Raw genomic sequence first — 17,814 nt, forward strand, 5'->3', positions numbered from 1 at the left:
AGGTGCTAGCAATGCAAGATGATCGGCCAAATCCAGATGCGTTACTACAAGAGGCACGGGAGGCTTCTTCAGGAAAATTGAAAATTTATTTTGGCTATGCAGCAGGCGTAGGCAAAACGTTTGCGATGCTAAATGATGCCCGCGAAGAGCTTGAGCGCGGAGTGGCGGTTGTCGCCGGTTATATTGAGCCACATAATCGCAAAGAAACAATGCGGCTTTTAGACGGCGTACCTGCAATTCCGAAAAAATCGATGGCATATAAAAATATGAGTTTGGAAGAACTCGATGTTGATGCGGTTCTCTTGCGGAAGCCGGATATTGTGTTGGTCGATGAGCTTGCCCATACAAACGCACCCGGTTCGCGGAACAAAAAGCGCTATCAAGACGTGCAGGAACTGCTTGACGCCGGCATTGATGTGTATACGACGGTCAACGTCCAACATATTGAAAGCCTAAATGATATTGTGGAAAACATTACGCAAATTGCAGTCAAGGAAACGGTTCCGGATCAATTTTTTGACCAAGCTGATTTTGTCAAATTGATTGACATTGAACCAGACGAGCTGTTGAAGCGGTTTAGCGAAGGGAAAATTTATGAAGCGGAACGCGCCGCGCTTGCGATGCACAAGTTTTTCACAAAAGAGAATTTGAAGTTGCTTCGGGAAATTGCGATGCGGAAAGTGGCTGACCGCATTAGTTTTGAGAATGAACAGACGATTTCCTATGCGGAGAAGCGCGCGAGTATGAAGATGCTCGTCTGCATTAGCGCCTCAAAGTCATCGCAAAAATTGATTCGCTGGACGGCGCGTGCGGCAGAGGCTTTTCACGCGACTTGGACGGTGCTTTATGTGGACGATGGGGATACGGAAAGCTTGCCGTTCGCTGAGAAGAAGACGCTGCAAGAGAACATCGCGCTCGCGGAAAAATTAGGCGCGGATACGGTCACGATAAACGGTCACAATTTGGGCGAAACAATCGCCGAATACGCCAAGCTGTCGGGTGTGACGAATATCGTTCTCGGAAAATCCAAACGCAAATCTTTTCTTTTGGGAAAATTGGGGACCGATTTGGAAGACGAACTAATTGACTCCCTGCAAGCAATTGAAATCCACATCATTCCAAGCGGCCGCAAAGAAAAAGCAAAACCGCATGCGTGGACATTTAAAAATATACTTACGTGGCACGACACCGCCAAAATGTTCGCAGCCCTCATTTTAGCCACCTTAATTTCGGCTGGTCTATCCGAGCTTGGCATTGGCGATCAAAATATCATTATGGTGTTCATTTTATCCGTGCTCGTCATTTCCCGAATGACGTCAGGCTATTTATACGGAATTATCGGGTCGCTTCTTGCCGTACTTATGTTTAATTTCTTCTTCATGACGCCGCTATACACCTTCAATACCGTTCAAGCCGGCTATCCAGTCACATATGGCATCATGCTACTTGTCGCCTTAATCACAAGTGCGCTCACGGTTCGAGTGAAAAAAATTGCCAAGCAAGCCGTTGTCAGGGAGCGCCGTACGGAAATTTTATACGAGCTCAATCGGAAACTGCTTGTCACCCGCCAACTAGACGGCATTTTAGAGCTAGTCACAACCTATCTTGTCCGCCTGCTCGGTCGCTCGGTCATCGTGTACGCGGAAGACCCGAAGGAACACGGATCGGGGACCTTTTTACAAGAAGAAGAGGAAGCCGGTGCAATCGCAATGCTCTCAGAAGATGAGCGCGCCGTCGTGCACTGGGTGTTTAGAAGCGGCAAAGAAGCAGGGCAGGCTACGGACACGCTTTCTGGGGCTGCAGGCTTTTATTTACCCGTTATTTCTGGTGGGAAAATTTTAGGTGTCATTGGTATTTTTTGCGACCCTAAAAAAGAAGCGCTCACACAGGATAATCGATTGTTCTTGCGAATGGTCAGCTCGCAGGTGGCCACTTCGCTCGAACGGCAGAAGCTCTCAGACGAACAACGCGAAATCCTAATTGAAGCCGAAAAAGAACAAATGCGCAGTAATTTGCTGCGCGCCATCTCGCATGATTTGCGCACGCCGCTCACCGGCATTCTAGGCGCCAGCTCGGCGCTACTTGAAAATAAATTGGACGAAGAAACGCGCACGAAGCTCGTCTTGGATATTAAAGAGGATTCTGAATGGCTCATTCGAATGGTCGAAAATTTACTTTCTGTTACACGGATAAACGAAGGAATGCTCACGGTAAACGCCGACTTGGAAGCGCCTGAAGAAGTAGTAAGCGCAGCGGTAAGACGAATTCGTAGCCGATTTTCAAACCGAAAAATCACCGTTCGAGTCCCAGACGAAGTCGTTCTCATTCCCATGGACGGTACTTTAATCGAACAAGTTTTAATAAACTTAATGGAAAACGCGCTTAGACACGGCGGCGCGGATGCTGAGGTTTGGGTGAACGTGATTTTGGCTTCTGATGAGGTCGTGTTCACGGTGAAAGATGACGGCATCGGCATTCCGAAAGAGCGCTTTAGCCAGCTGTTCAATAATTTTGGCGTGGAGGAGCGCGACCGTGTGGATATGACGCGCGGTCTTGGCATCGGGCTTTCTATCTGCATGTCGATTATTCGGGCGCACGGTGGTAAAATGGAAGTGGCAGAAAATCCTGGCGGAGGGGCATTATTCCGCTTTACATTGCCATTAGGAGGGAATTCGCATGCAAAATGACAAGCTCATTTTAATTATTGAAGATGAACCGGGTATCAGCCATTTTATGAACGCTATATTAAGTGCCAGCGACTATAAAACACTTGAAGCGCGCACAGGTAAAGAAGGTCTAAGCATGGCGGCTTCGCACGCCCCCGATTTAATTTTGCTTGATTTAGGACTGCCAGATACGGACGGGCTCACTTTGCTTAAAACCATTCGTTCCTGGTCTGACTTACCCGTAATTGTTGTGTCGGCACGACTTCATGAGCGCGAAAAAGTCGAAGCCCTCGACCTTGGTGCGGACGACTATATCACAAAGCCATTCGGCACGTCCGAACTGCTAGCCCGAATCCGAACAGCCCTAAGGCACAGTGCGCGCAAAACGCCTCGTGCGACTTCCGGCACCATTCAAATCGGCGACCTCCAAATTGATGCCGACAAACGCCTCGTCACCGTATCTGGCGAAGTCGTTCACCTCACTCCAATTGAATATAAAATCCTCCAAATGCTCGCCCAGCACGCCGGAAAAGTTTTAACGCACGACTTTCTAATCCGCGAAATCTGGGGCCCGTACGCCAATGAAAACCAAACTTTACGGGTTAATTTAAGCAATATCCGCCGCAAAATCGAACAAAATCCAGCAGAACCGCGCTACATTCTAACAGAAGTCGGCGTCGGCTACCGAATGGTGGAGGAGTGAAAAATGAAAATTTCAGACATGCAAAATTTAGGTAAAATCAACGAAGAAAAATTAAACGAAGCCGGAATTATGACCGCTGAACAACTTATTTCAGTCGGTACGGAAACCGCGTATTTAAAAACGAAACACCTTGTTGATGAGGGTGCCTGCCTACATTTCTTATACGCGCTAGAAGGCGCCATTTCGGATATCCCTAAAAAAGAAATCAGCTCAACTCGAAAAGCTGAATTAAGGGCGTTTTATAAAGCGAATGAACACTAAAAAGCAGAATTTCATGAATCCGCCATTCAAAAAATGGTTAGACATGAAATTCTGCTTTTTAATTAGCCTTATTTAAAACTCGTAATTTCTGTGGCATCCAAACGATAAGAAGGATAACCTGCATCTTTTGCTTTCCCAATTGAAAGAATCATAATGGGTGTGTAGCGTTTTGTGTCCATATCAAAGGCTTCAGCCACTTCATCGCGTTCAAAGCCGCCGATTGGATTCGTGTCGTAGCCGTAAGCGCGGGCAACGAGCATGAATTGCATCGCAACGAGGCCGCCGTCAATTAGGCTGGTGCGTTCTAGTTCGCTTTCAGGAGCGCTTGCAAACATTGCTCTTAAAGCAGGAAGTTGCTTGTCTTTCACTTCTTGCGGCATCAAACCTTTTGCAACCGCCGTACCGTAAATTTTTTCGCCATTTTCGAAAGCATTTTTATCCCCAAAAAGAATAATCATCGCAGAAGACGTGTCGTTTTGCGTCGTGTTAAAGCGCACTAGCGGGCGAAGTTTTGCTTTTGCTTCGGCCGTATCCGCCACGACAAAGCGCCAAGGCTGCATGTTAACCGAGCTAGGTGCAGTTGTCGCCTCATTTATCATTTCGAGCATTTCTTCGTGCGAAATTTTCACATTTTCATCGTAAGCGCGAATCGAGCGGCGATTTTTCATTAAGTCTTGAAAATCATTATTTTTGTACATCTGTATGCCTCCAAAGTTCTAATTTTATCGAACTATTGTACTTTAGCACAGAATGTTTTTATCGGCAAATAAATCGTCCTGTGATAAGATGGTTTTATGAAAACTTTATCTGAGGAAAATTTATTAATGATTTTGCAAGCACTCGCTGACCCGATTCGCTTGAAAATATTTCGTTGCCTGTTAAAAAACGGTGAGCGCTCCGTAAATTGCAGCGAATATCATATCGCCAAATCCACCTTATCGCACCACATTAAAATCTTAAAAGATGCCGATTTAATTCAACTACGAAAGGAAGGAACGACGCATATTTATTCAGTCAACGCGGAACTAATTGATGGTGCGCAATCGTTTTTTGATGTTTTAAAGTAGAGGAGGCCACCAATTGAATTATTTAGCCGATTTAGAAGAAGCGTACGCGCTAGGCTGTCATGATGCGCGGATTATCGCCGTGTTAGACCGTGTCATTTTAAGCGCCGGCGTCTACCAAGATCAAGCTGCCATTTTAGAAGCTCAAAGTTTACTATTTGAAGCAGCGACTTGCCAACAATTACGCGCCAAACAATTGCAAGCCTATGAGTGGTTGCGCGCAGAGTATCAAGATGGCAATCCAGAAATCGACTACGACGAATTAACCAAAAAATTAAACACCCGTCACTTTTCCACAAGCTGAAAAGTGACGGGTGTTTTTATCCACAAGTATAAAATATGTTACATCAGCCAATTGGATAAGCGTTTGTGGATAATGTGGATAACTATGTGCATAAGTATGCTAACGGAAGCGATAAAATCCTTCGCCAATTCGAAATTCTGTTTGGCTGATAACGTCTGATGTAGCGTCAAACACAAGCGCATGTAAGCGATTAGCTGACCCTTTTGTAAAATTCACAGCAATATCATCAAAAAACAACGAATTGTGGATAACCTGTAGATTAAAAAGTTCTGCCCAGTATTTCAACACGTATTTGGGGTTATCCACACGAATGTGGATTTCTTTAAGTGTGTGGTGAATTTTCGGCGGCGTCACCGTCTTTTTTTTCTGAATAAGTGGATATGCTAAACCATGTAATGAGCCTGGAATGGCATAAAGCGGTTCAGCTTCATCGGCCGTTGAAATGAGTGTCAATTCGTGTCCTTTTTCAAAAAGGCGTTTGCGTAGGCCGTTTAAATCATCGGTTTCGAGGACAAGGTGCCCTAAAATTTGTTTGACCGGCAAAAAGGTGAGCGCCTCTTTTCCAAGGAAACTTTTAGATGCGGCTGTTTTTTCGGTAATACTTAGAAATTTGATATGTGGAAAACTAAATTCGGTTAAGGCAGACTGGGTGCCGGGTAGGCTACGCTCGTTGTTCGTATACAGTTTTAACCCAAAATGATGCAACTGAGTGCGGACCGCTTCTAAATCATGGACGAAGTGGACGGCATGACTAACGGATAATGAATTCATTTTATTTGCTCCTTTCGACAAAAGAAAAACTCTCCTTTCAGAAAAAGAAGAGCGCCTAAAACAAACTCTTCTCATCTGCCAAGCTTTGCGCCTGCTGGATTTAGCACAGTGCCCGTAGGTCTGTTGCTGAGATTTCAACGGGCCAAGTCCCTCCATCTCTCTTGATAAGAATTCCGAGTATTTCCATTTGATTTATAAACATTAAACCATCTTTTTGGGGAAAAATCAACTTTGAGTGTTTTCGAATTGTTCAATTTGACTAAGGCGATTTGCGTGGCGCCCGCCTTCATAGTCCGTTTCAAGCCAAAGTTTCACGATATCGAGTGCAAGTCCCGGGCCGATAACACGGGCACCTAGTGCAAGGACGTTGGAATCATTATGTTCTCGTGTAGCATGCGCCGTAAAAGTATCCGAAACGAGCGCACAGCGAATGCCGTGTACTTTATTTGCGGCAATGCTCATACCGACGCCAGTCCCGCAAACTAAAATGCCGCGTTCGACTGCTCCGGTAGCGACTTTTTCAGAAACAGTGAATGCCAAATTTGGGTAGTCTACAGATTCTTTAGTTTCTGGGCCAAATTCTTCAAAATCGATTTTCTGTTCTTTTAAAAAGGCAATGATATTCTTTCGAAGTGCTATACCGCCATGATCGGAAGCGATGGCCACTTTTGAGATGTTCATTTAGATTCCTCCTAAAGGTTATTTATCTACATTATACACGTAAAAAATAATTTATAAAATGGAAGTTTTAAAAGTAGAAAAGTCGTCATAAGCCAGTCTGGATAACAATTGATAAAAGGTTTCAATTCGAATTAAATAAAGTATGAAATGTTCAATTTATTGTCACAAATACGATGAGTATATATGGTATAATTATACAGTGGGTTTATATCCATAAAAACATAAGAGGAGATGAAGAAATATGTCAGGACAAATTAGAATGACCCCTGCAGAACTTCGTGATCGTGCTAAAACATATGGCCAAAGTGGTCGCGAAATCGAACAATTGTTACAACGTTTATCTGGGCTTCAAGAAACTTTACGTAGTGAATGGGAAGGTCAAGCATTCCAACGCTTTGATGACCAATTCAACCAATTGCGTCCAAAAGTAACAGAATTTGCAAACTTAATGGACCAAATTGAAAACCAATTACAACGTACAGCACAAGCTGTCGAAGAACAAGACCAACAATTGTCTCAAAACTTTGGATTCAATTGATTTCCAAATTTCTATTTGTGTAGCTTAGTAGTACATATTCTGCTACGTAAGAAAAGCTGTGTAGCATTTGTTACACAGCTTTTTCTGAAAAATATACAATCTGACATTAAATTGAATACAATGAACGACATTATAGATATAAAAATAACAGCGGGAGTGAATTAAACATTATGAAGCGGAAAGTAAAATGGAACATTTTACTATTTTTAGTTTTGGCTGTTTTGCTTACGGCAGGAATTTCCTATCTGGGGCTTAGTCAAAATTTAAGTAAAGAAAAGACTACTCCGGATAAAAAAGACACACATAAAATGAGTATTGCCTTCGTTAATGAGGACCAAGGCGCGATGCTTTCGGGTAAGAAATATACATTCGGAGATGATATTCAAACGAGTGTTTTAAAAGATACAACACATGACTGGGCGACGGTAAGTCGGGGCGTGGCAGAAAGCGGCTTAAAACGAGATGTGTACAATTTAATGATTATCATTCCGGATAATTTTTCTGAAAAAGCTTTATCGCTTACTTCTACGTCGCCAGAAAAAATTCAAGTAAATTACAAAATTAATGATGTGGGTAATAATGATTTAAAAGTAGAGGCAGAAAAGACGGCATCCAATTTGGTGGCGGATATTAATCAGCGGGTTATCGACGTTTATTTTGCTAGTATACTGACAAACTTACAAGAAGCGCAAGATAATATTAGTACGCTCGTTGCGAAAGAAAAGAAACATACTTCGCGCTATGATAGCGCGGTGAAAGACCCGCTTTCCAACTATACAGATCAGTTTGGAACGGTTCAAAGTTATACAGGTTCTTCGAAGGAAAGTTTTTCTGGTTTTGAAGAATTATTAAAAAATCAGGAATCTTCTCTTGCAGACGCAAGTAAAGAAAATGCGGCATACCAAGAGTCTTTGAATAGTTTGGTTGCGATGCAGGAAAAAAATGCACCGTTTGGAACTACTTTTACGGATAACTTGCAAAAATATTCTGCTAGTATTTCGGCGGATTCTGTGCAAGGGCAACTTGCAGCGCTAGAACAAGCAAATGCCGTTTTATATGCGGAACTTCAAACCATGCAAGATTCTAATTCGTTAATGTCACAAACGCAAGCTCTGCAAAACTATATACAAGATGTCAACAGTCGGATTACTGATTTGGATAATCAGCTTAACACGACGATTCAAGCGGATATTCAAGAAGATATACAGAAGGAGCTTGCGCAAATTTTATCTGGTTCAGCAGGTGGCGAAAGCAAAAACTATACCATTCAAGAGCTACGTAATGACATTAATAATCGCTTTAAGAGTAAGCTAGAAGAAGAAATTAAAGGGTTGCAATATTTCACTCCAGAAGATGCTGCGATTCTTGGGATTGATACGGATGAGTACAATAATATAAAAGCATTAGCGGCGAAATTTATGTCGGAAAATGCTGATGATTTTTCGGACACGGAGTTGAATCAGACAGTCACTGATTTAACGATTACTAAACCAGTGGAAGATACATATAGAGCGATTCAGCAAAGGCTAGCGACGGAAGGTATACCGGTTAGTTCGCAAACTTTCTCGTTACCAGCGACGACAAAAAATACAGAAATTAAAATCAATCATGAAGACACTTTTCGTTTAGATAATATACAGGTATTTAAGATTGTTGATGGGGTAAGACAAGAAGTTTCTTATAGAAAAAAACTTGACTTAAAAGACGATGAAACGACGCTTACTTTTTCTCAAGAGGATGAGGCTGGAGATTATGAAGTCACTTTTACAGCATTTCTAAAAACGCCTGTACCAGAGGGATTCCGAATGTTTGGGACATTTGATGTGAGCATGATGGCAATCCAGTACACAGATCAAAATGTTGCTGTTACTGATAGTGGACTCACGCTAAATAAAACATTCATTCAAAAGGTTACACCGATTAAAATGAACGAACAGAGTTCTTATTACACAGAAGAAGATTTAACTGAAGATGTTACAAAGATGTTTAAAGAATTCCAAAAGATTTCACAGTCTTATGACCATACAGCGACTTTATTCCAAGTTTATTATGGTTTAGACCCGCTGGATGTGGGTTTTAATTTAGATGGGAAGTCACTAGCTGAACAAGCTACGGATGATTCTTACTATGCGATTTTTAATCGCGATAATTTGCTGGACAGTATTGCCGCAATGGCATCTGGGAATGTTACAAAGGCTTATAAAGAAAGTTTAGCGAGTTTTGAAGCGCAAATTGCTGCGTACAAAGAAACGATGGCCGAAGTTGAAACGCGTTCAAAAGATGTGGCAGAACGATTAGTGCATACAAGTTCAGAAGCGGCATCTCAAAATGAAAATTTAACCAAAATGTTAGAAGAAATGGCGACTTGGCAAGAGACGAGTCAGGCACTGTTAGAAGAAAATCAAGTCATTATGTCGAATGGTTCAGATGCTAACTCTGCAATTACGTCGATAAATGGTGACTTTAGTGGTCTTCTTACGCGAAGCCAGAGTTTGGCAGAGGCAACTAGCAGTAATTTGAAGTCAGCAGACGGCGTGTATAAAACGTTTGACTCACTTGATCAAGAAGCAAAAAATATTAAGTCAAGCGGTGAAGATTTAATTTCAGATGCGGGCACATTATCGAAAGACTTGGCGAAGAAGCTCACGGCTGATGAAACATTTTCTGATAATTTTTCGGATGTAATGTCGAATAGTCGTGTGGGAGATCGGCAAAATGAAAGCTTATATAATTTCTTGAGTAGTCCAGTTGAAAAAGTAAATGGTAAAACAATTGCGGCTGGCGATAAGGCGACGCCGTATTATATGGTGCTTATCATGACGCTCATCGCGCTTTTCACAAGTTATGTGATTTCTAGTCAGGAGAAAAAACGAATGCAGCGTGATGCGTTTAGCGAGGAACTTTCGATTGCATCGAAAAACTTACCAGTTACGTTCCTGACGGCTTGTGTGGCCATCGTAGAAGGTCTTATTATTGGCGTGATTTCTGGAAATATTTTTGATGCTCAGCAAATTGGGCTGTTCCTTTGGATCGGGATTTGTATCATTTTGATGCTCGTGTTGGTTATGGGATTCACCTATTTACTGCGCCAACTGCAAATGCTCGGCATGTTTATCATTTTATTCCTAGTCGGCACCTACCTTTTCCTAACAGATGCAGTGGGGTTAAATGTTGACCGTACTTCTCTTTTTGGGACGCTACAAAAGTATTCGCCGCTCCAGTATATAGAATTGCTGTTAAATCGTATTTTGAACGGAGAAAACAACTTTTTAGTTCTAATGTACATTTTTATTGGCGCAGCGGCAGTTTTTGTTGTACTCAACTTATTTGTTGTTCGAAAAACAACTCCGGAAAGTGAGGAAGTTGCTCATGAAGATATGTAAAAGCGTCATTTTTTCTCTTTTGCTATTAATGTTTGTGTCTGTTAGTGGCGCAACGGTTTTTGCGGAGAATGGTTATTTGGAAAATGACGGCAAAATGGAAATGAAAGCGGACCGTCTTCAAAAATCCGAGGAAGAAAAAACGCAAACAACCGAGCAAGAAAAAACAATGCTTGATGAACTCGGCTTACCACTTTTCACAGATGAGCTGGATAAGAAAATAGAGCAGCAAGAAAAGGCGCAAAAAGAGAAATATAAAGAGTTGCAAGATAGTTTATTTACAGGTAAAGAAGTGACAAATCAAACGGCAAAAGACACGCAAAAGAAACTTTTTGAGGGAAACTATGCTTTAAAGGCTGATGAGGAAGTAGTGGAAGACACGAAAGAAGATAAAACTTCAAACTCGATGATCGCCATTATTGGCGGAATCGTTTTAGCGCTTGCGGGCGGCATTTATTTTGCTAGCCGGCACGTGATGGAATAGGAGGAAGAACATTGGCGAAACAAACACATCTAAACGTTACAGTTGATTTCACAAAGTGGGGTGCCACACAAAAGGATTTGCGCATCCCCATTCATCAGCCGATTAAAGCGCTGATTTTAAATTTGGCGGAGACGCTTAAATTTGAGGGTGCGAATGATACGAAATATTCACTAAAGGCAACGAATAAAGGCATTTTATTAAGTGACGATGACAAATTAACAGATTACCCAATTACTGACGGGGACATTTTAGAAATTTTATAAATGAGGGAGTAGAGATAATGAAAAACAAGATTGAGATTGGCGGAGTTTCTTACGAATACAACTATGAGGATACAGTGTGGTCTGTTAGCTTTACTGAGTCGCGGACGCGCATTAAAGACGATGCAGAGCTGGAAATTTTGGCAAAGCCTTCCTCGTATTTTGTTCCAGTAGAGATGGAACATGCGAATGATACATATACATTTAATTATACGATTGCAAAGGAAACGTACAGTTTTGACGAGCTGAAAAATTTTGAACGAAAAGATAGCTTGCGCGCGCTGCGAAACGTGGCGGAACTTGAGGCGCTAATTGGCACGCGCTTCACTTTTTTCCTTCACCCGAGCAATATTATTTTTGACGAAAACTTAATGCCCAAAATCGTTCATCGGGGATTAAAAGGGATTTTGGAGCCTTACGATTTAACGCGCGAAACATTTTTCAAACAGTATCAATCGCTTATTGTGGCGATGTTCCAGAAAAAATATGACTTTGACAATTTATACGCGGGATCTGTTCAAAATGCACGCGGAACGGCCTTTTTGAAGGCGATTGTAGATGCAAAAACGACCGCGGAATTAGTGGGCATTTTAGATGAGGCGTTTCAGAAGGAGAAGGAAAGTTCTGGCAAGAAGATGGCGCTCGTCCCTAAAAAGACGTTTAGAACGTATAAAGGTCTTGCGGTTGGGTTTATTATTGCGGCTGTGTTGCTTGCTGCGCCGCTCATTTACTTGGCGTTTATGAAAGTGCCCTATCAGAACGAGTTGCTTACGGCGAATGAAGATTTCTTGAAAACGGACTATTCGAAGGTGATTGCGGATTTGGAAAATGAAGATCCAGAGAAATTGCCACAAGCCTCTAAATACATTTTGTCGTATTCGTACTTGCAAGGTGAAAAATTGGACGATAAGAAAAAAGAAAATATCATGAAGAATTTAAGTTTGAAGTCTGACGAGCAGGCACTATTATATTGGATTTATAACGGGCGCGGGGACTTTGATGAGTCGCTTGATGCGGGACAACGATTACAGGACGATGTGCTGATTACTTATGCGCTTACGAAACAATTGGAAGAAGTTCGCGCGGATAAGACGCTTTCTGGGGATGAATCAGTGAAGAAACAAGCGGAAATTGAAGCGGAACTGAAGAAATACATGGAAAAACTAGAAGGCTCAGATAAGGGAGAACAGACAGATGAAGGATAAAACTTTACTTATTGTTAGCAACGGGAGAGAAATTCATAAACAGCATTTAAATCGCGACAAAGTGATTCAAATCGGGAGTTCGAAGGATGCGAACATTTTTTACCCGGGACTCGCGGAAAATTTAGATATCAAATTCGAAAATGAAACTTGGTTCGCTGGAAGTACGGCGCTTGCTTTGGATGAAAAGCAAGATTTCCACACGGAAGAAGAAGAAAAGCTGTCACTTTACGTGACGGAAAACATGGTGCCGCGGTCCTATGATGTGGCAGGCTTATTTGTTGTGACATTTGGCGCGGGAGACTTCCAAGATGTTGCCATTGCAGGCACAAAAGCCGATTTTGTTTTCCTGCGTGACAGCACAGAAGAGGCGTTTTCTGTCCAAGTTTCTGCGGGTGAAGTGTACCACAATTTGGAGCGCGTAACTGGGAAAGTGTCGCTTCAAGTTGGTGACCAGCTTTATGTTGACGGTGTGACGATTACAGTTGGTCAAGATGACATTACGGTTTTAGGGCGCGATAATCGGGTGCAGGCAAAATTGGGCTCCTTAGTTGCTGCTGACAATGCGTACAGTGTGGACTATCCAGATTACCACCGGTCGCCGCGCATTATTTACCGTGCACCGGAAGATAAATTTACACTGGCGAAACCAGCAAACAAACCAGCAAAACCAACTGACGGCCTTTTGAAAATCATTTTGCCGCCGCTCGTGATGATTGCCATCACCGTTTTAATTTCGATTTTCCAACCTAGAGGAATTTACATTTTCATGACGCTTGCGATGACTGGTATGACGGTTATCATGTCTACAGTAGCCTATGTCAAAAATCGTAAGGAATATAAGGTCGGAACGAAGGAACGCGAGGAAAGCTACGATTTATACCTAAAGAGAAAAACGAAAGAACTTCACAGTGCGAGCGAAGAACAACGTCACGCGCTGCTGTATCATTATCCGAGCATTGAGGAAATCCGCGACATGGCGGTTAGTGTGGATTCACGGATTTATGAGAAAACGATGCTTCACCATGATTTCCTGACATTTCGTGTGGGGACGGGAACGGAGCCGATTAGTTTTTCGGTGGATTACAAAGAAGAGGAATTCACGCAAGAAAAAGATGAGCTGCTAGAAGCTGCCACAAACTTGAAGGCGCAGTACTATGAAGTGAAAAATATTCCGATTGCAACCGACCTAATGAATGGCCCAGTCGGCTACATTGGCCCGCGTCGTCTTGTGCTGGAGCAATTGCAAATGCTCGTGATGCAAACAGCACTTTTCCACAGCTACTTCGATTTGCAATTTGTCACGATTTTCCCAGAAGAAGAAAAGAGCGAATGGGACTGGATGCGCTGGCTGCCACATGCGAATGTGCGTGATGTCAACGTCCGCGGCTTTGTGTATCACGAACGCTCGCGCGATCAAGTGCTTAATTCGCTGTACCAAATTTTAAAAGAACGAAAACAAGCGCTTACTGAGCGTCCAAATAAGAACGAAAAAATGTACTTTGCCCCACATTACGTGGTTTTAATTACTGACGAAAAACTAGTTTTAGACCATACCGTGATGGAATTCTTTAACGAAGATCCAGCCGAACTTGGCGTATCGCTCGTATTCGTGCAAGATGTGATGCAGAGCCTACCTGAACACGTGAAAACGGTTGTCGATATTCGCGATTACAACAGCGGGAACGTTATTTTGGAAAAAGGTGAGCTCGTAAATCGCGCCTTCGTTCCAGACCACTTGCCACACGATTTTGACAAGGAATCCATCTCCCGTGCGCTCGCACCCCTGAATCATTTGCAAAATCTGAAGAATTCAATCCCAGAGTCCGTCACATTCCTCGAAATGTACGGCGTGACGCGCGTTGAAGAGTTAAACATCGCTACTCGCTGGCAACAAAATGAAACATATAAAAGTTTGGCGGTGCCACTTGGGCTTCGCGGAAAAGACGATATTGTTAACTTGAACTTGCATGAGAAAGCGCACGGACCGCACGGCTTAGTGGCCGGTACAACAGGTTCCGGTAAATCGGAAATCATTCAGTCGTACATCATTTCGCTTGCTGTCAACTTCCATCCGTATGAAGTTGCTTTCTTACTCATTGACTATAAAGGCGGCGGGATGGCGAACTTATTTAAAAATATGCCACATTTGCTTGGAACGATTACAAACTTAGACGGGGCTCAGTCCATGCGGGCACTAGCTTCAATTAAAGCGGAGTTACAAAAGCGACAACGCTTATTTGGCGAACATGATGTGAACCATATCAATCAATACCAAAAGCTGTATAAAAAAGGTGAGGCGAGTGAGCCAATGCCGCATTTATTCCTCATTTCAGATGAGTTTGCGGAATTGAAATCAGAACAACCTGAATTCATGAAAGAGCTTGTCTCGACTGCGCGTATTGGACGTTCACTCGGCATTCACTTAATCTTGGCAACGCAAAAACCGAGCGGTGTTGTCGACGACCAAATCTGGTCAAACTCGAAATTTAAACTCGCGCTGAAGGTTCAAAATGCGAGCGATTCAAACGAGATCTTGAAAACACCAGATGCGGCCGATATCACCCTACCTGGACGTAGTTACCTCCAAGTGGGTAATAACGAAATTTACGAACTTTTCCAAAGTGCATGGAGCGGCGCGGATTACGTGCCCGACAAGGAAGACGAGGACTACTTGGATACAACGGTCTACGCGATTAATGACCTCGGCCAATACGAAATTTTAACGGAAGATTTGAGCGGTCTTGACAAAAAAGAAGACTTAACAAAACTACCGTCCGAACTCGATGCTGTCATTGACCACATTCACGAATACACAGAAGCAGAACAAATTGCACCACTACCAAGACCTTGGTTGCCACCGCTTGAAGAGCGTATCCCGCTTTCAAAATTAGCGAATGTGGATTACAAGTTAGAATGGGGGGGGAAGAAGAAAAATTTAAATGTAACTCTAGGAATGCTTGATCAACCACAATTACAAGCTCAAAATACTTTCTCTTTTGATTTAGCTGAAGAAGGACATATGGCGGTTTTCTCAAGTCCGGGTTATGGAAAATCAACATTTATGCAGACGATTTTATTTGATTTAGTCCGGAAAAATTCTCCAGAAAAATTACATGCTTATTTACTTGATTTTGGAACAAATGGTTTATTGTCGCTTAAAGGATTACCTCATGTCGCTGATACTTTGACAATCGATGATACAGAAAAAACATTAAAACTAATTCGTCGCTTATCACAAGAAATTAAAGAGCGTAAACGTCTACTTAGCGAGTTTGGTGTTGCAAATCTGAAAATGTATGAAGAGGTGAGTGGTTCAGAAAAACCTATTATTTTACTTATTATTGACAACTATGATGCAATCAAAGAAATGAATGATTTTTCAATGCAGGTGGAACCGTTTATTATTCAAATTGCACGAGAAGGCGCAAGTCTAGGGATTCATTTAGCGATATCTGCAGGAGGCCAAAATGCTTTACGCATCCAGTTACTTTCTAATATTAAAAAACAGATGGCATTACACTTGCTGGAAAAAAATGAAGTGAGCAATATTATAGGCCGTACAAGCCTTATTATTGAGGAAATTCCTGGTCGAGCAATTGTTAAATTAGATGAGCCTACCCTCTTCCAAACAGCGCTACCAAATGAAGGAGTAGATGCAGTTAATATTATTCAACTAAACCAAAAAGAAGCAAAAGAAATGTGCGAATTCTGGACGGGAGAGCTTCCAAAACCTATTCCAATGGTTGCAGATGTACTGTACCTTAATGACTTCGTTAAGTATCCTAAAACAATTGAGATGCTTGATAATCCGAGTTTGTTACCACTAGGGTTAGAATTTGAATTTGCTGATACAATTGGGGTATCATTATTAGAGCACAATGTGTCTATTGTCACAGCAACCAATGAGCAAACTAATTCATTGCTTCAAACAATTGGGAAAATCGTTTCAAGAAAGACGGTTAAGGAAGCTGTTGTGTTTGATACGCCTTCTTTAGAATTGATGGAGTTAAAAGAGAGTTCACTCACATATATATCGAGTCTTGACCGAATTGAAGCGAAAACAGGATTATTGTATGAGGAATTCAAACGGCGTGAACAAGCTTATATCGAGGAAGTAGAATCTACAGGGGCCGCTTTATCAAGAAAAGATTTTTTCAAAGATATGGAGGGAATCGTTACGATTATAGGTTCGGTAGTAACGTTGTTTAATCAGCTTTCTATGGATACTCAAAATAAACTAATGGAACTTTTGAAGTCAGATGGACGTGTAGGGATACATTTTATCGTTGGCAATGATTTAGGATCGCTTGTAAAAGAATACAGTGCAATCGGTGATTATATTCGAAGTAGCAAGACAGTCTTGTTAGGTGTAAGATTTGCAGACCAAGCTATCTTTACCCCGGCAATTCGTATTTTGCAAGAGAAACCATTACAACAAAATGAAGCATATTTGTTTAGTGAAGGTGCTTCGGAAAAAATTAAAACACCTAAAAGTTAGGCGCACTAGCCTAGCTTTTGGATGTGTTTAGAACACAACCAAGAACAACGGATGAAGAGAGGGATAAAATGAAGGGTGTCTTACTGGGCTTATTAGTAACATTAGTTATGTTGTCGGGTTGTTCTGAAACCAAGGAGAAAAAAGAGGCAAAGGGTACTACTCCAGTACAAGATTATGTAGGTCAAGGCTTTATTTTTGTAGATGGAGACAAATCGAAAGACATTGTGGAGAAAAATGAAGCTGAAATAAGTAGACGAGCAATCAAATACATGAAAGAAACGTATAAAACCAATGTAAAAGTGAATAATGTAGTACCAGCGAGAAGTGCTGCTGTAGTCATGGTGGAAGCAGAAGAACCGATTCAATTTCATACATCTGTCATTGTAGGGCTGGATATGAAAAAGAAAGCGTTAGACCCAGAGGAAGCGAATGTGGTACGGTCAGAAGAAGGGGTTGTCGAGAATGCTATTCTAGGAGGATTATTCCACAAAGCATATTCATCCAATTTTCAGACCTTAGATTCTACACTAATTAGCCTTTTAAAGGAAGAGAAGGTAGAGCATTATAACCAAAAAGCGATTGATAGAACGGAGAACTCCGGGTATGCTAATCAGTTTTATTTTGTTAGTTTTTTTGAGAATTATAATGAGATTTTAAATGCTTATTTAGGAAATATTAATATTTCGTCAGAAGATATAAAGAAAATGTTCGAAACGCATCCTGACAATAAAAATATTTCTATAAATGTAAGACTGTTTATGGGAGATGGTCAGAAGCCAAATCAAGAGATTGTAAATAGAGCAGTTAAAGAACTAGAAAAAGTGAATGAGATTCCTATAGCAACATATAATGTAATCCTCTATAAAAATGAAATATTGAGTAAGGTAGGGCTTCCAGATGGAGAAAATGCTTCAAAAGAAATTTATCTAGACAAATTAAGTAGCTAAAAAGTTTGACTTAAAATGAACTAACGCTACTAAGTTTGTAGAGGAAAATAGG

At 41.7% G+C, this 17,814-nt stretch carries 15 protein-coding genes and 1 riboswitch; of the genes, 12 read left to right on the plus strand and 3 right to left on the minus strand.

The window, feature by feature from the left end:
• The first annotated feature begins 11 nt into the window (after positions 1 to 11).
• Genes CFS04_RS10450 through CFS04_RS10460 form a run of 3 tightly spaced genes read left to right on the plus strand, consistent with a single transcriptional unit; the run spans position 12 to position 3,630 of the window.
• Positions 12 to 2,687 (plus strand): sensor histidine kinase KdpD, encoded by a 2,676-nt coding sequence (locus tag CFS04_RS10450; protein WP_088810649.1) that lies wholly within the window; start codon positions 12 to 14, stop codon positions 2,685 to 2,687.
• Positions 2,677 to 3,369 (plus strand): response regulator, encoded by a 693-nt coding sequence (locus tag CFS04_RS10455; protein ID WP_088810650.1) that lies wholly within the window; start codon positions 2,677 to 2,679, stop codon positions 3,367 to 3,369. The genes CFS04_RS10450 and CFS04_RS10455 overlap by 11 nt, the downstream gene beginning before the upstream one ends.
• Before the next feature lie 3 nt (positions 3,370 to 3,372).
• Positions 3,373 to 3,630 (plus strand): TfoX/Sxy family DNA transformation protein, encoded by a 258-nt coding sequence (locus tag CFS04_RS10460; RefSeq protein ID WP_088810651.1) that lies wholly within the window; start codon positions 3,373 to 3,375, stop codon positions 3,628 to 3,630.
• 68 nt (positions 3,631 to 3,698) lie between these two features.
• On the opposite strand, the gene CFS04_RS10465 is transcribed toward CFS04_RS10460, so the two are convergent.
• Positions 3,699 to 4,328, minus strand: coding sequence for a nitroreductase family protein (locus CFS04_RS10465; RefSeq protein ID WP_088810652.1), 630 nt, complete (start codon positions 4,326 to 4,328; stop codon positions 3,699 to 3,701).
• A 96-nt stretch (positions 4,329 to 4,424) separates the two neighbouring features.
• Here CFS04_RS10465 and CFS04_RS10470 point away from each other — a divergent pair, with 96 nt between their 5' ends.
• Both CFS04_RS10470 and CFS04_RS10475 read left to right on the plus strand, forming a co-directional pair.
• Positions 4,425 to 4,697: a helix-turn-helix transcriptional regulator gene (locus CFS04_RS10470; RefSeq protein ID WP_088810653.1), complete on the plus strand. Its 273-nt coding sequence runs from the start codon at positions 4,425 to 4,427 to the stop codon at positions 4,695 to 4,697.
• Between the two features lie 13 nt (positions 4,698 to 4,710).
• Positions 4,711 to 4,998, plus strand: coding sequence for a hypothetical protein (locus CFS04_RS10475; protein WP_088810654.1), 288 nt, complete (start codon positions 4,711 to 4,713; stop codon positions 4,996 to 4,998).
• A 99-nt stretch (positions 4,999 to 5,097) separates the two neighbouring features.
• Here CFS04_RS10475 and CFS04_RS10480 read toward each other — a convergent pair whose 3' ends face one another.
• Positions 5,098 to 5,769: a VOC family protein gene (locus CFS04_RS10480; RefSeq protein WP_088810734.1), complete on the minus strand. Its 672-nt coding sequence runs from the start codon at positions 5,767 to 5,769 to the stop codon at positions 5,098 to 5,100.
• Positions 5,770 to 5,837: 68 nt separating this feature from the next.
• Positions 5,838 to 5,940: riboswitch (SAM riboswitch) on the minus strand.
• Between the two features lie 54 nt (positions 5,941 to 5,994).
• Positions 5,995 to 6,450 carry a ribose 5-phosphate isomerase B gene (gene rpiB / locus CFS04_RS10485; RefSeq protein ID WP_088810655.1) on the minus strand — a complete coding sequence of 152 codons (456 nt, stop codon included), beginning with the start codon at positions 6,448 to 6,450 and terminating at the stop codon, positions 5,995 to 5,997.
• Between the two features lie 241 nt (positions 6,451 to 6,691).
• Here rpiB and CFS04_RS10490 point away from each other — a divergent pair, with 241 nt between their 5' ends.
• The 7 genes from CFS04_RS10490 (at position 6,692) to CFS04_RS10520 (ending at position 17,762) form a co-directional block, all read left to right on the plus strand.
• Positions 6,692 to 6,988: a WXG100 family type VII secretion target gene (locus CFS04_RS10490; protein WP_088810656.1), complete on the plus strand. Its 297-nt coding sequence runs from the start codon at positions 6,692 to 6,694 to the stop codon at positions 6,986 to 6,988.
• Positions 6,989 to 7,158: 170 nt separating this feature from the next.
• Positions 7,159 to 10,371: a type VII secretion protein EsaA gene (esaA, locus tag CFS04_RS10495; protein WP_088810657.1), complete on the plus strand. Its 3,213-nt coding sequence runs from the start codon at positions 7,159 to 7,161 to the stop codon at positions 10,369 to 10,371.
• Positions 10,358 to 10,852 carry a type VII secretion protein EssA gene (gene essA / locus CFS04_RS10500; protein ID WP_088810658.1) on the plus strand — a complete coding sequence of 165 codons (495 nt, stop codon included), beginning with the start codon at positions 10,358 to 10,360 and terminating at the stop codon, positions 10,850 to 10,852. Before esaA ends, essA begins: the two co-directional genes overlap by 14 nt.
• Positions 10,853 to 10,863: 11 nt before the next feature.
• Positions 10,864 to 11,115, plus strand: coding sequence for an EsaB/YukD family protein (locus tag CFS04_RS10505; protein WP_088810659.1), 252 nt, complete (start codon positions 10,864 to 10,866; stop codon positions 11,113 to 11,115).
• A gap of 17 nt (positions 11,116 to 11,132) precedes the next feature.
• Positions 11,133 to 12,317 carry a type VII secretion protein EssB gene (gene essB / locus CFS04_RS10510; RefSeq protein ID WP_088810660.1) on the plus strand — a complete coding sequence of 395 codons (1,185 nt, stop codon included), beginning with the start codon at positions 11,133 to 11,135 and terminating at the stop codon, positions 12,315 to 12,317.
• Complete coding sequence (gene essC / locus CFS04_RS10515; protein ID WP_088810661.1) at positions 12,307 to 16,815, plus strand: type VII secretion protein EssC; 4,509 nt, start codon at positions 12,307 to 12,309, stop codon at positions 16,813 to 16,815. Before essB ends, essC begins: the two co-directional genes overlap by 11 nt.
• Positions 16,816 to 16,883: 68 nt before the next feature.
• Positions 16,884 to 17,762, plus strand: a complete 879-nt coding sequence (locus tag CFS04_RS10520; RefSeq protein WP_088810662.1) for a DUF1672 family protein — start codon at positions 16,884 to 16,886, stop codon at positions 17,760 to 17,762.
• Positions 17,763 to 17,814: the final 52 nt, after the last annotated feature.

It is taken from the genome of Listeria sp. ILCC796 (genome assembly GCF_900186175.1).
GTDB classification, from domain to species: Bacteria; Bacillota; Bacilli; order Lactobacillales; family Listeriaceae; genus Listeria; species Listeria goaensis.

Bases quoted from the DNA above. Each gene is read 5' to 3' on its own strand.
- CFS04_RS10450 (WP_088810649.1), top strand. From the start codon at position 12: ATGCAAGATGATCGGCCAAATCCAGATGCGTTACTACAAGAGGCACGG.
- CFS04_RS10455 (WP_088810650.1), top strand. From the start codon at position 2,677: ATGCAAAATGACAAGCTCATTTTAATTATTGAAGATGAACCGGGTATC.
- CFS04_RS10460 (WP_088810651.1), top strand. From the start codon at position 3,373: ATGAAAATTTCAGACATGCAAAATTTAGGTAAAATCAACGAAGAAAAA.
- CFS04_RS10465 (WP_088810652.1), bottom strand. From the start codon at position 4,328: ATGTACAAAAATAATGATTTTCAAGACTTAATGAAAAATCGCCGCTCG.
- CFS04_RS10470 (WP_088810653.1), top strand. From the start codon at position 4,425: ATGAAAACTTTATCTGAGGAAAATTTATTAATGATTTTGCAAGCACTC.
- CFS04_RS10480 (WP_088810734.1), bottom strand. From the start codon at position 5,769: ATGAATTCATTATCCGTTAGTCATGCCGTCCACTTCGTCCATGATTTA.
- rpiB (WP_088810655.1), bottom strand. From the start codon at position 6,450: ATGAACATCTCAAAAGTGGCCATCGCTTCCGATCATGGCGGTATAGCA.
- CFS04_RS10490 (WP_088810656.1), top strand. From the start codon at position 6,692: ATGTCAGGACAAATTAGAATGACCCCTGCAGAACTTCGTGATCGTGCT.
- esaA (WP_088810657.1), top strand. From the start codon at position 7,159: ATGAAGCGGAAAGTAAAATGGAACATTTTACTATTTTTAGTTTTGGCT.
- essA (WP_088810658.1), top strand. From the start codon at position 10,358: ATGAAGATATGTAAAAGCGTCATTTTTTCTCTTTTGCTATTAATGTTT.
- essB (WP_088810660.1), top strand. From the start codon at position 11,133: ATGAAAAACAAGATTGAGATTGGCGGAGTTTCTTACGAATACAACTAT.
- essC (WP_088810661.1), top strand. From the start codon at position 12,307: ATGAAGGATAAAACTTTACTTATTGTTAGCAACGGGAGAGAAATTCAT.
- CFS04_RS10520 (WP_088810662.1), top strand. From the start codon at position 16,884: ATGAAGGGTGTCTTACTGGGCTTATTAGTAACATTAGTTATGTTGTCG.